This window comes from Streptomyces triculaminicus, assembly GCF_017349075.1.
Classification (GTDB): Bacteria; Actinomycetota; Actinomycetes; order Streptomycetales; family Streptomycetaceae; genus Streptomyces; species Streptomyces triculaminicus.
Genome location: NZ_JAFMOF010000002.1, coordinates 1,803,238 through 1,817,061 on the forward strand (window position 1 = coordinate 1,803,238; position 13,824 = coordinate 1,817,061).

Here is a 13,824-nt window from a genome sequence, read left to right on the forward strand (position 1 = left end):
AAGCCACCGGACCTGCATCGCACCGGTGGCAGATGCGAAGATCGCGCCGTGGACCCTACGCACACGCACGACGAATCCGCGCGGCCGCCCGGCGCCCCGGTGCGCGCCGGCATTCCCGAACACGGGCGGATCCCCAAGTACTACGCGGTCAAGGCCCAAGTCGCCGTCCTCCTCGACGAGCTGGGGGAGGGGGGACTGCTGCCCACCGAGCGCGAGCTGGCCGTGCGCTTCGAGGTGTCGCGGGAGACCGTGCGACAGGCCCTGCGGGAGCTGCTGCTGGAGGGTCGGCTGCGCCGGATGGGGCGCGGGACGGTGGTCGCGGGGCCCAAGCTGGAGCAGCCGCTGTCCCTGGCCAGCTACACCGAGGGCGTGCGTCGCCAGGGCCGGCGCCCGGGACGCAGCCTCATCGGGTTGGACCGGCTCGCCTGCCCTGCCGCACTCGCTCCCGACCTCGGCGTGGCGCCGGGGGATCCCGTGTGGCACTTGGAGCGGGTGCTGCTCGCCGACGACGAACGGGTGGGGCTGGAGAGTACGTACGTGGCGGTCGAGCGGGCACCGGGGCTGGACGCGGAGTTCGAGCCGGACTCGTCCTTCTACGCGTACCTGCGCGAGCGCCTCGGCATCGGTTTCGGGGACGCGGACGAACGGCTCGAGACCGTTCTGGCCACGCCCCGCGAGGCGCTGCTGATCGGTACGCCGCCCGCGCTGCCGATGCTGCTGATCCACCGGGTGTCGCGGGATACGGAGGGAAGGCCGCTGGAGCGCGTGCGCTCGCTCTACAGAGGGGACCGGTTCTCCTTCACCACCCACCTGCGCGGTACCGAAGGCTGAGCCGACGCCGCCCAACGGCCGCTCCGACTTCCATCACGAATCGATAACGGGTCTAGTCCAAGATTGGCGGCTCGTTTGCCGCCGGTTCGTCGTTCGGCCGCCTTCGGGTCACTCCGTTTGACGAGTGTTCGACTCATGCGAGTCATAGTCGTCGGAGCGGGCGTGCTGGGAACCATGCATGCCTGGCAAGCAGTTCAGCGCGGCCACGAGGTCGTGCACATCGAGCGTGAGCGCGAGGCCAGAGGCGCCTCCGTCCGCAACTTCGGCCTGATCTGGGTCAGCGGCCGGGCCGCGGGCGAGGAGCTGGAGACGGCCCTGCGGGCCCGGACCCTGTGGGAGGAGATCGCAGAAGCCGTACCGGGCCTCGGCTTCCGCGCCAACGGTTCCCTGACCACCGTCACCACCGAGGCCGAACTGGCCGTCGCCCGCGCCGCCCTGGCCGCGCCCGACGCGGACGTCCGCGGGTTCCGCCTCCTCACCCCCGCCGAGGTCCGGGCGGCCAACCCGGCCCTGCGCGGCGAGCTCCTCGGCGCCCTGGCCTGTGACCGCGACGCCGCCGTCGAGCCGCGCACGGCCCAGCGCGCGCTGAAGGACGCCCTACATCTCTCCGGTCGTTACACCTTCCTCGGCGGGCGAGAGGTCCGAGAGGTCGTCGGAGACCGCGCCGTCCGCGACGACCACGGCCGCGTCCACAGCGGCGACGCGGTCATCCTGTGCACCGGCGCCTGGCTGGGCGGACTCGTCCGCGAACTCGCCCCCGCCCTCCCCGTACGCCGGGTGCGGCTGCAGATGATGCAAACCGCGCCGCTGGGGGAGGAGCTCACCACCTCCGTCGCCGACGCCGACAGCTTCCGCTACTACCCCGCCTACAGCGGCACCGCCCTCGAGGCCATGGCCGCGGGCCAGGCACAGCCCCCGGTCGCGGCCGAGCACAAGATGCAGCTGCTGATGGTCCAACGCGCGGACGGCGGCCTGACGATCGGCGACACCCACGAGTACGCCGAACCGTTCGCCTTCGACGTCGACGAGGCCCCGTACGAGCACCTGACCGCCGTCGCCGAGTCGCTGCTCGGCCGGCCCCTGCCGCAGATCCGCCGACGCTGGGCCGGGGTGTACGCCCAGTGCGTGGACACCACCCGCGTCGTGCACCGCGAGCGGCTGCGCGACGGCGTGTGGCTGGTGACCGGCCCCGGCGGCCGCGGCATGACCTGCTCCCCGGCGATCGCCGAGACGACCGCGAACGAACTGGGCTGGTGATACACGCATGACCGAGAGGATCACCCTTGTCACCCTGGACATGGCCGGCACCACCGTCCTCGACGACGGTCTCGTCGAGCGGGCCTTCGGCGCCGCGGCCACGGCACTGGGCGTCGAGCCGGGCACGCCCCGCTACGACGAACAGCTCGCCTACGTGCGCGCCACGATGGGCGAATCCAAGATCTCCGTCTTCCGGCACCTGTTCGCCGGCGACGAGGAGCGGGCGCGACGCGCCAACACGGAATTCGAGTCCGCGTACGGCCGCCTGGTGACCGACGGCCACTGCGAGGCCGTGCCGGGTGCCCGTGAAGCGATCGAACGGCTGCGCGCCGACGGCCGTACCGTCGTCCTCACCACCGGCTTCGCGCGTGTCACCCAGGACGCCATTCTCCGTGCCCTCGGCTGGACGGACCTGGCCGACCTCGCCCTGTGCCCCGCCGACGCGGGCGGCCGCGGACGCCCGTACCCCGACATGGTGCTCACCGCCCTGCTGCGCACCCAGACCGCGGACTCCGTGCGGCAGGTCGCGGTGGCGGGCGACACCTCCTCCGACGTCCTCTCCGGCACCGCCGCCGGGGCGGCCGTCGTGGCCGGCGTCCTGACCGGAGCCCATGACGAGGCCACACTCCGCGCCTCCGGCGCCACCCACGTCCTCGCTTCCGTGGCAGATCTCCCGGAGCTGCTCTCCCGACTGGAGGACGGCCGTTGAACACAGGCATCCGCTTCGACGGCGTCTCGGTCGCCTACGGTGGAAACATCGTCCTCGACGCGCTCGACCTCACCGTCGAACCCGGCGAGGTCATGGCGCTCCTCGGCCCCTCGGGCTCCGGCAAGACCACCGCCCTGCGCGCGGTCGCCGGCTTCGTGCAGCCGGTCGCCGGCCGGGTGTTCATCGGGGACCGGGACGTCACCGACCTACCGCCCCACCGGCGCGGCGTCGGCATGGTGGTCCAGCAGTACGCGCTCTTCCCCCACATGAGGGTCGACGCCAACGTCGCCTTCGGCCTCAAGGCACGAGGGGTACATGGGGCGCACGGGGCACGCAAGGCGCCACGGGACGAGATCGCCGCGCGTGTCACCGAGGCGCTGGAGATGACCGGCATGTCCGCGTACGCCCGGCGCTACCCGCGCGAGCTCTCCGGCGGACAGCAGCAGCGCGTCGCCATCGCCCGCGCGCTGGCCGTCCGGCCCGGCGTGCTCCTCCTGGACGAACCGTTGTCCGCCCTGGACGCGCAGCTGCGCTCGGGAATGCTCGCCGAACTCGCCCGCCTGCACCGCGACCTGCCGGACGTCAGCATGCTGTACGTCACGCACGACCAGATCGAGGCGCTCACCCTCGCCGACCGGATCGCGCTGATGGACCGCGCCCGCCTCCAGGACTGCGGTACGCCGCAGGACCTCTACCGGCGGCCGCGCACCGAGTTCACCGCCTCCTTCGTCGGCAACGCCAACCTGCTGCCGGTGACGGTCACCGGCGACGGCGTACGGCTCGCCGGCGCCGTGCTGGACGTACCGGCGGCCGGTGCCGCCGCGCCGGGCGACCCGGCCACGCTGTGCGTACGCCCGCACGCCATCGGGCTCGGGGAGGGGCCGAACGCCCTGCGCGGGACGGTCACGGAGGTGCAGTGGCGCGGTGCCACGCACCGCCTGTGCGTCGACGTCGCCGGCCACCGGGTCACGGCCGACGTCCGCGAACTGCACGAAACGTCGTCGCTCGGCACCGAGGTCACGCTGCACTTCGCCGCGCGCGACGCGGTGGTGCTCCCGGCGACAGCAGCCCCCGTCGGGCCGGGCGGAGGTGCCGCTCATGGCTAGCGGCGTGCGCCTGCCGCTCGTACGGGTGGCCGTGCCCGCCCGGCCGCGCCGGATCCCCGCCTGGGTCCTGGCCCTCCCGCCTGTCGCCGCACTCGGCGTCGTCTTCCTCCATCCCCTCGCGCTCGTCCTGTGGCAGTCGGTGTCGCCGGACGGCGGCGGGCACTCGTTCTCCGCGTACGGCGAGGTCTTCGCCCAGGCCGCCTTCCGGGACGCCCTGCGCAACACCGTGCTGATCGCCGCGGGCTCCACCGCCGGTTCCCTGCTCCTGGGCTTCGCCCTCGCCCTCGTCATCGCGTTCGTACCGTTCCCGGGCGGCAAGGCGATCGGGCGGTTCATCGACGTCTTCCTGTCCTTCCCCTCCTTCCTCATCACCCTCGCGCTGCTGTTCGTCTACGGCACCGCGGGCATCGCCAACGGCCTGTGGACAGGCGCGACCGGGGCGGCAGCCGGTCCGTTCGACTTCCTGCACACCCCCTGGGGCGTGCTGCTCGCCGAGATCACCTACTTCACACCGTTCGTGATGCGGCCGCTGCTCGGCGCCTTCGCGCAGATCGATCCCGCACAGCTGGACGTCGCGGCCTCGCTCGGCGCCCGGGCCCCACGGATCGTCCGGCAGGTGATCCTGCCCGAAGCCCTGCCCTCGCTGGCGGCGGGCGGCTCGCTGGTCCTGGTCATGTGCCTCAACGAATTCGGCATCGTCCTGTTCACCGGCGCCAAGGAAGTGACGACCCTGCCCGTCCTCGTCTACGGCAAGGCGATCCTCGACGGCGACTACGCCGGCGCCTGCGTGGTGGCCGTCGTCAACATCGCCCTCTCCCTGGCGCTGTACGGGCTCTACCGGACGCTCACCCACCGCATCGACGGAGCCCACCGTGCTCGTACATAGCCGACGCGCCCGCCGGGCCGTCCACGCCGCCTTCCTCGCCCTCTTCCTGCCCGTCTTCGCCCTGCCGTTCCTCGTCGTCCTCGCCGCTTCCCTGGCCACCCGGTGGAGCGGAGTCCTCCCCGCCGGCGCGACCCTGGAGCACTACCGGGCCGCCACCGACGCGGACGCGCTCGACGCCCTGACCACCAGTCTGCTGACCGCGCTGGCCGCCTCGGCCGCCGCCCTCGTCACCGGGACCTGGGCGGCACTGGCGGCCAAGGGCTCACGCGCCCGTAGGGTGATCGACCTGCTGTTCATGCTGCCGGTCGCCGTGCCGTCCGTGGTGATCGGGCTCTCCCTCCTGGTGGCCTTCTCCAAGCCGCCGCTCCTGCTCAACGGCACCCCCACGATCGTCGTCCTGGCCCACGCGGTCCTCGTGACCTCCTTCGCCCACCAGGCCGTCTCGGCAGCCCTGGACCGCCTCGACCCCGCGTACGAACAGGCCGCCGCGAGCCTCGGCGCGAGCCCCCTGCGCGTGCTGCTGCGGGTCAGGCTGCCGCTGCTCCTGCCGTCGCTCTCGGCGGCCGCGGGGCTGTGCTTCGCCCTGTCCATGGGCGAACTGAGCGCCACGATCATGCTGTACCCGCCCGACTGGGCGCCCCTGCCCGTCAAGATCTTCGCCGCCACCGACCGCGGCGCGCTCTTCTCCGGTGCCGCGCTCGCCGTCGTCCTCATGGCCACCACATTCCTCGCGCTCCTCGCGGTCTCCCGGATCCGCACACGGGCCGTACACCGCTGATCACCCCCCCAACCCCCAGGAACCTCAGGGAGTCCGCCATGCCCCGTACCCGCTCGATGCTTCCCCTGGCCGCCCTGCTCGTCCTGCCGCTCACCGCGTGCGGCGGGACGGCCGACGCCGACGCGAAGGAGATCACCGTCTACAGCGCCGACGGCCTCAGGGCCGAGGACGGCTCCGGCTTCTACGACAAGGTCTTCAAGGACTTCGAGAAGGAGACCGGCATCAAGGTCCGCTACGTCGAAGGCGGCTCCGGCGAGGTCGTGCAGCGCCTGGCCCGGGAGAAGTCCAACACCAAGGCCGACGTCGTCGTCACCCTGCCGCCCTTCATCCAGCAGGCCGACGGCAAAGGCCTGCTGGCCGCCTACCGGCCCCAGGGCTCCGACAAGGTAGCCGACGGCGCCAAGGACCCCGCAGGCAAGTGGACGGCCGTCGCCAACAACTACTTCTGCTTCATCTACAACACCAAGGAGCTCCACGGCACCCCGCCCAGGACCTGGAAGGACCTCCTCGACGCCGGATACAAGGGCAAGCTGCAGTACTCCACGCCTGGCGTGGCGGGCGACGGTACGGCCGTCCTCATCAAGGTCATGCACGACCTCGGCGGCAAGGAACCCGCCATGGCCTACCTCAAGGACCTGCAGAAGAACAACGTCGGCCCCTCCAAGTCCACCGGCCAGCTCGCCCCCAAGGTCGACAAAGGTGAACTCCTGGTGGCCAACGGGGACGTGCAGATGAACTTCGCCAACACGAAGTCGATGCCGAACCAGGGCATTTTCTTCCCGGCGGGCGACAACGGAAAGCCCACCACGTTCGCCCTCCCGTACGCCGCCGGCCTCGTCAAGGCCGCCCCGCACGCGGCGAGCGCCAAGAAGTTCCTCGACTACCTCCTGACCGACCGCGTGCAGCGCGAGGTCTCGGCTGTGGGCGGCGGCTTCCCCTCCCGTACGGACGTCAAGGCGACGGACCTCAACGCCACCGCGCTCACCGGAATCATGCGCGGAGTGGAGATCTTCCAGCCCGACTGGGCCGACATCGACAAGAACCTTCCCTCCTATGTCGAGGCGTGGAAGACGGCCACCGGCAGCTGACCCGGGTGGTCGTCTTGGGGGTGTACCCGGCGCCGGGCAGCGAATGGCCGGTCTCAGGTTGAGTATTGAGGTCCAATGTCAAGCGGAATATGATGCGCGGGCGCCAAAAGGATTCCCGTGTATGCAACTGTGCGCTGTGTAACCGGACTTGTACCTCTGGTTGCGGGCGTGAAACGGTGATCCGGAACTTTGCTGCAGAGGCTCAAGTAACTGCGGAGGCGGGAGCGATAGTCCTTGCATCCGGCTCCTCCGGCATCGTCCAGTTTCCAGAGTCCCTGGTGGGGAGCCGTCTTCGTGGTGCAGACAACCGTCATCGGTGTCAGTCCTTTCGGGGAGTCTGACCCGCGACTCGTCGCGGCCGTCCGCAGAGCCGGTGGGCTCGGCGTCCTCGACCTCGGCGGCGGGGGCCGGCGCGCCCGCGAAGCCCTCTCCCTCGCCCGCCGTTGGACCGGCGGCACCTTCGGTGTACGTGTTGCGGAGGACTGCGCACTCCATCCGGACGAACTGCACGACCGGCACGCCCCGGGGCCGCACACCGTCCTGCTCGCCCCCGGCGTCACCCGGCCCGCGGACTGGGCCCGAGGCGTCACCGTCCTGGCCGAGGTCCGCTCCCGGGCCGAGGCCCGTGCCGCGGTACGGGCGGGGGCGGCCGGTATCGTCGCGCGCGGCAGTGAGTGCGGTGGCCCGGCCGGTGAACTGTCCACCTTCGTGCTGCTGCAACAGCTGCTCGCCGACCCCGAGGTGGGCGTCCCCGTCTGGGCGTGCGGCGGCGTCGGGCCGAACACCGCCGCGGCGGCCGTCCTCGCGGGCGCCACCGGGGTCGTACTCGACGTACAGCTCGCACTGCTGGAGGAAGCGGCCACTCCGCCCGCGCTCGCCCGCCTGCTGCGCACGGCGGACGGCACCGGCACGATCCTCGCCGGCGGACGGCGCCTGCTGGACCGCGACCGGCCGGGCCTGCCCGCCGAACTGCGCGACCGCCCCGTCCCGCTCGGACAGGACGCCTTCCTCGCCCGCCGTTTCGCCCAGGACCACCGCACGGTGGGCGCGGCGGTACGAGCGGTGCGCGAGGGCATCGACCGGGCGCTCCGCACCCCCGGAGGGCCCGAGGCGCTGCGCCCCGGATCCGCCATGAGCCGTTCGTTCGGCACCGAACTCCCCATCGCTCAGGGGCCGATGACACGGGTCAGCGACCAGGCGCGCTTCGCCGCGGCGGTCGCGGAGGGCGGCGGCCTCCCGTTCCTCGCGCTGGCCCTTTCCGGTCCCGAGCGGACCAGATCCCTTCTGGAGGAGACCAGGGCCGTGCTCGACGGGCGGCCCTGGGGCGTCGGCATCCTGGGCTTCGCGCCGGACGACGTGCGCCGCACCCAGCTCGAAGCCGTACGCGAACTCCGGCCCACCCATGCCGTCCTCGCCGGTGGCCGCCCCACGCAGGCCGCCGCGCTGGAAGCCCACGGCGTCCGCACCTTCCTGCAGGTCCCGACGCCCGGGCTGCTCGGGCAGTTCCTCGACGCGGGAGCCCGGCGCTTCGTCTTCGAGGGCGCCGAATGCGGCGGCCACGTCGGGCCCAGCAACTCCTTCCCGCTCTGGGAGGCCCAGCTGGCCGTCCTGGAACGGTTCCTGGACGACCGCGACCGGCGGGAGCGGGACGAGCCACCCGGGATCGAAGTGCTGTTCGCCGGCGGCATCCACGACGAGCGCTCGGCGGCCATGGTCGCGGCCCTGTCCACCGGGCTCACCCGACGCGGCGCCGCGATCGGCGTCCTGATGGGCACCGCGTACCTCTTCACCCACGAGGCGGTGGAGTGCGGCGCGCTCCAGCCCACCTTCCAGCACACAGTGCTCACCGCCGAGAGCACCGTCCTGCTGGACACCGCGCCGGGCCACGTCACCCGCTGCGTACCGAGCCCGTTCACCGCCACCTACCGCAGGCACCAGGACGACCTGCGCCGGCAAGGCATCCGCGGACGAGAAGCCTGGGAGCGGCTGGAACGGCTCAACCTGGGACGGCTGCGCATCGCCGCCAAGGGCGTCGAGCGCGTGGAAGACGAACTCCACCCGGTGGGAGAGGAACGGCAGCTCGACGAGGGCATGTTCATGGCCGGGGAGGTCGCGGTGCTGCGCGACGCCACCACCACCGTGGACGAACTGCACCACGCCGTCACGGCCGGGGCGGCCGCCTTCTACGAGCGGCGCGCCGCGGAACTGACCGGCGACGCGCCCTCCGGGGCCACGGCCCACGCGACCCCGGCCCCCGCGCCGCCGCTCGACGTCGCGATCATCGGCATGGCCGGCATGTTCCCCGGAGCCCCCGACCTGCCCGCCTTCTGGGCCCAGGTACTCGCCGGCACGGACGCGGTCACCGAAGTGCCCGAGGACCGCTGGGAGCCCGCCCTCCACTACGGCGCGGAAGCGCCCGCGCACGACACCTCGGCCTCCCGATGGGGCGGCTTCCTGCCGGGAATCCCCTTCGACCCGCTGCGCTACGGCATCCCGCCGTCCTCACTCGCCTCCGTCGACCCCGTACAGCTGCTCGCCCTGGAAGCGGCCCGGCGCGCCCTCGCCGACTCGGGCTACGAACAGCGTGACTTCCCGCGCGCACGCACCGCCGTGATCTTCGGGGCCGAGGCGGGCAGCGACATGGCCGGCGCGACCACGCTGCGCACCGTCCTGCCGTCCTATCTGGGCGGACGGCTCCCGGAGGACCTGGCGGAGCAGCTGCCCGCCCTCACCGAGGACTCCTTCCCCGGGATGCTCGCCAACGTCATCTCCGGCCGCATCGCCAACCGCCTGGACCTCGGCGGAGCCAACTACACCGTGGACGCCGCCTGCGCCTCCTCACTGGCCGCCCTCGACGTCGCCTGCAAGGAGCTGACCACGGGCGCGGCGGACCTCGCCCTGTGCGGCGGCGCCGACCTGCACAACGGCATCAACGACTACGTCCTCTTCTCCTCCGTGCACGCACTGTCCCCCACCGGCCGCTGCAAGACCTTCGACGCCGGGGCGGACGGCATCGCCCTGGGCGAGGGCGTCGCCTGCGTGGTGCTCAAACGACTGGCCGACGCCCAGCGCGACGGCGACCGTATCTACGCCGTCGTCAAGGGCGTCGGCTCCTCCAGCGACGGACGCTCCCGCGGCCTGACCGCGCCACGGCCGGAGGGCCAGCGCACGGCGCTGGAGCGGGCCTACGCCCAGGCCCGCATCTCACCGGCCCGGGTCGGCCTGGTCGAGGCGCACGGCACCGGTACGGTCGTCGGCGACCGTACCGAACTCGACGTGCTCACCGAGGTGTTCCAGGAGTCGGCGGCAGCGTCGGGCGGCTGCGTGATCGGTTCGGTGAAGTCGCAGATCGGCCACACCAAGTGCGCGGCCGGCCTCGCCGGCGTGATCAAGACGGCTCTGGCGCTGTACACCGGAGTGCGCCCGCCGACCCTGCACATCCGGCAGCCCAATCCGGCCTGGCGGCCGGAGAGCAGCCCATTCGTCTTCCACCAACGGGCCCTGCCCTGGGCCACGCCGTCCGGGGAACGCGTGGGCGGCGTGAGCGCCTTCGGCTTCGGCGGCACCAACTTCCACGTCGTGCTGGGCGGGTGCGACAACGAAGCCCCGCCACGCCAGGCCGCCGACGCCTGGCCCGCCGAGCTGTTCCTGTTCCGCGGCAAGGTGGCGATCGAGGAGCTGCTGCGACTGGCGGAGACGGACGCGGACCGCGCGGTCACCGGAACGGCCGCCACCGCGGACGGGAAGCACACGGACGGGAAGGACACGGCCCGCTGGCGGCCGTGGCGGCTCCGCGACCTGGCACGCACAGCGGCGCGCCGGGCCGCGGACCCGGCCGCCGGTCCGGTCACTGCGGCCGTCGTCGCCGCCGACCTCGCCGAACTGCCCGGCCTGCTACGGGCCGCGCTGGCGGGCAACGCGGCGCCGGGCGTTTTCACAGTCGAGGCCGAGGGGAACGACCACCCGGCCACCGCAGAGGGCGAGACCGGCAAGCTGGCCTTCCTCTTCCCGGGCCAGGGCAGCCAGCGGCCCGGCATGCTGGCGGACCTGTTCACCGCCTTCCCGGAGACGCACGAGCACCTGCGCCGGGCCCCGGTCGACGCGATGTTCCCGCCGGCCGCGTTCGACCCGGCCGGCCGGGACGCACAGCGTGCCCGGCTCGCCGACACCCGCCGGGCCCAGCCCGCCCTGGGTGCCGCCTGCCTGGCCGCCCACGATGTGCTGTCGACGCTCGGAGTCCGCCCCGACATGGTGGCCGGTCACTCCTACGGAGAACTCGTGGCGCTGTGCGTGGCCGACGCGTTCCCCGCCGCGGACCTGCCCGAGCTGAGCGAGCTGCGCGCCGAGACGATGCTCAGCGCGGCCGGGGACGAGCCGGGCGCCATGGCCGCCGTCACAGCGGGCGCGGCAGCCGTGGAGGCCGTACTGGCCAAGGCCGGTCTCGCCGGCCACGTGGTGGTCGCGGGCCACAACTCTCCGTCCCAGACGACGATCGCTGCGCCGAGCCAGGCGGTGCGCCAAGGCGTGGCGGCACTGCGGGACGCCGGCTTCGGCGCGCAGCCGCTCGACGTGGCGTGCGCGTTCCACAGCCCGATGATGGCCGGCGCGGCGGAGACCTTCGCCGAGGTGCTCTCCTCCCGCCCCTTACGTGCACCGGAGATCCCGGTGTGGTCCGGGCTGACAGCGACCCGCTACCCGGCGGACACCGCGGAGCTGCGGGCCCGCCTCGCCGGGCAGATCACGGCGCCGGTGCGCTTCGCCGAGCAGATCGAGGCGATGTACGAGGCCGGAGCGCGGATCTTCGTCGAAGCAGGCCCCGGCACCGTACTCACCGGCCTGGTGCGCGCCACCCTCGGCGACCGGCCGCACCTGGCCGTCCCCTTCGAGCCGCACCCCGAGGCGGGGCTGCGCGGTCACCTGGAGGCGCTGGCGCGGCTGGCGGTCTCAGGGGGCGTCCACGTCGACGCGGAAGCGCTGTTCGCGGGCCGGGACGCGGTGGTGGCCGAGCCCGGGCGGACGCCGGAGCGCCCCGGCTGGATCGTGGACGGGCACATGGTCCGCACCGCGGACGGCGGGCTGCTCCCCGGAGGAATGCAGCCGGCCCGGCGGATCGCACCGCTGACACCCGCCCTGGGCGAGACACCGGCCCTGGGCGGTGCCGGCGCGAACGGGACCGGAGGGGTGGACCGGGCGGTCCTGCTCCAGGACTTCCTGCGCGGCAGCCGTGAGCTGATCGCGGCACAGCGGGACGTCCTGCTGACGTACTTCGGCGGGACGGCGGCCATCCCGCCGCAGGCCCCCGCGCCGGTGATGGAATCGGCCGCCGTTCCGGCAGCGACAGCAGCGACAGCAGTGGCGGCTGAGGCGACGGCAACGGCCCTTCCCGCGGAAGCCGACGAGCCCGACCTGCTGCGCACGGTGCTGTCGGTCATCAGCGAACGGACCGGCTACCCCGTGGAGATGCTCGACCCCCAGCTCGACCTCGAGGCCGATCTGAGCGTGGACTCGATCAAGCGGACGGAGATCGCCGGTGAACTGGCGAAGCGCCTGGGAGGCGTCGGACTGCAGACCTGGGACGACGCGGACCTGGAGAGCCTGACGCGGGCACGGACCGCGGCGTCGATCGTGGAGTGGATGGATGCGCACACGGGAGGTCCGGCAGAGTCCCAGACCCCCACTTCGCGCCCGGAGCAGGAGCCGGACGACTCCGCGACCGCGGAGCCGACCGGAGTCGCGCCCCGGCGGTACGTCCCGCGGAGCGTGGCCCTGGACGACGCACCGCCACCGGACGGCTCCCCGGCCCTGCGGGACACGCGCGTCCTCGTGCTCGGCGGCAGCGACCGTACCGCCCGGGCCCTCGTCGCCCGGCTCCGGGAGCACGGAGCGCACGCCACCCACTCCGACGGCGTGTCCGGAGACCCGGCCGGGCCGCTGGATGGGGTGATCCTGCTGGCCGGGCCCGTACTGCCGGGCGCCTTCCCCCTCCTGAAGGACCTGCTCGGACGCGGACCGCGCCGCCTGCTGTGCGTACGGTGGGCCGAGGACGGCGATCGAGTCGACGGGCTGGGCGGTTTCCTCCGCACCGCAGCCCGCGAGTATCCGGACACAGCCGCCCGCCTGGTGTCTCTTCCCGGCGGGCAGGACACCGACGGCACGGCGGCCGCGATCGTCGCGGAACTCATCGCACCCGACCGGGAACCCGTCGTCGTCCGAACCGAAGACGGCCGTCGGTTCGGCATCGAGCCGCAGGAGACCCCGCTGGGCCCGCTGCTCACGGACGACGAGTCCACCGCGGAGCGGGCGGTCACGGCCCTCGGGCTCGGTCCGGAGTCCGTCCTGCTGTTCGCGGGCGGGGCGCGCGGGATCGCCGCGCGCGTCGCCGTCGCCTTCGCGGCGGCCGCCCGCTGCCGGGTCGAACTGCTCGGTCGCACCGCTCTGGTCGACGCCCCCGAGCCGCCCGGGATCGCGGGCGTCACCGGACGCGCCGCGCTGCGGGCCGCACTCGCCGAGCGCGGCGAGCTCCGCCACGCGGAGATCGACCGGCAAGCCGGCCTCATCCTGGCCCGCCGCGGGGTCGAGGCGACCCTCGCCGCGATCCGCGCGGCCGGCGGCGAGGGCGGATACCGTTCCGTCGACCTGCGGGACGCGGAGGCCGTCGAGCAGGCGGTCAAGGAGACCCACGCCCGCCACGGACGCATCGACGGCCTGGTGCACGCCGCCGGTGTCATCGAGGACAAACTCATCGCCGACAAGGACCCCGCGTCCTTCACCCGCGTCCACGAGACGAAGGCGGAGAGCGCCCGTACGCTCTTCGCCGCGCTGCGCCGGCTCCCCGCACCACCCCGCTTCGCGGTGCTGTTCGGCTCGGTCGCGGCCGTGTACGGCAACCGGGGCCAGGCGGACTACGCCGCCGCCAACGACGCCCTCGCCGCACAGGGCAGGGCATGGCACCGCTCCACGGGGACGCGGGCGGTGACCGTCCACTGGGGGCCGTGGGCCCCGGACGGCACACACGGCGGGATGGTCGGCCCGGAACTCGCACGGGAGTACGCCCGGCGCGGCATCGGCCTGATCGATCCGAGGGAGGGGACGCTCGCCCTGCTGCGCGAACTGACCTGGGGTGACGACGACACATGCGAGGTCGTCTACGCCGCTCCGGGGTGGTGACG

The 13,824-nt window shown here is 73.2% G+C and carries 8 protein-coding genes; all 8 read left to right on the plus strand.

Annotation, left to right across the window (positions count from 1 at the left end):
* Positions 1-48 precede the first annotated feature (48 nt).
* Positions 49-831, plus strand: a complete 783-nt coding sequence (locus J1792_RS18265) for a GntR family transcriptional regulator (RefSeq protein WP_086567134.1) — start codon at positions 49-51, stop codon at positions 829-831.
* Positions 832-966: 135 nt separating this feature from the next.
* Complete coding sequence (locus J1792_RS18270) at positions 967-2,088, plus strand: TIGR03364 family FAD-dependent oxidoreductase (protein WP_207247718.1); 1,122 nt, start codon at positions 967-969, stop codon at positions 2,086-2,088.
* A gap of 7 nt (positions 2,089-2,095) precedes the next feature.
* Positions 2,096-2,797, plus strand: coding sequence for a phosphonatase-like hydrolase (locus tag J1792_RS18275; protein ID WP_207247719.1), 702 nt, complete (start codon positions 2,096-2,098; stop codon positions 2,795-2,797).
* Positions 2,794-3,903 carry an ABC transporter ATP-binding protein gene (locus J1792_RS18280; RefSeq protein WP_207247721.1) on the plus strand — a complete coding sequence of 370 codons (1,110 nt, stop codon included), beginning with the start codon at positions 2,794-2,796 and terminating at the stop codon, positions 3,901-3,903. The genes J1792_RS18275 and J1792_RS18280 overlap by 4 nt, the downstream gene beginning before the upstream one ends.
* Positions 3,896-4,789 carry a 2-aminoethylphosphonate ABC transporter permease subunit gene (locus J1792_RS18285; RefSeq protein WP_207247723.1) on the plus strand — a complete coding sequence of 298 codons (894 nt, stop codon included), beginning with the start codon at positions 3,896-3,898 and terminating at the stop codon, positions 4,787-4,789. The genes J1792_RS18280 and J1792_RS18285 overlap by 8 nt, the downstream gene beginning before the upstream one ends.
* A complete protein-coding gene (locus J1792_RS18290) occupies positions 4,776-5,567 on the plus strand; it encodes an ABC transporter permease (protein ID WP_207247724.1) in 792 nt (263 codons plus the stop codon). Before J1792_RS18285 ends, J1792_RS18290 begins: the two co-directional genes overlap by 14 nt.
* 38 nt (positions 5,568-5,605) lie before the next feature.
* A complete protein-coding gene (locus tag J1792_RS18295; protein ID WP_207247725.1) occupies positions 5,606-6,655 on the plus strand; it encodes a 2-aminoethylphosphonate ABC transporter substrate-binding protein in 1,050 nt (349 codons plus the stop codon).
* Positions 6,656-6,949: 294 nt separating this feature from the next.
* On the plus strand, positions 6,950-13,822 hold the full coding sequence (locus J1792_RS18300) for a type I polyketide synthase (protein WP_207247726.1): 6,873 nt from the start codon (positions 6,950-6,952) through the stop codon (positions 13,820-13,822).
* Positions 13,823-13,824: the final 2 nt, after the last annotated feature.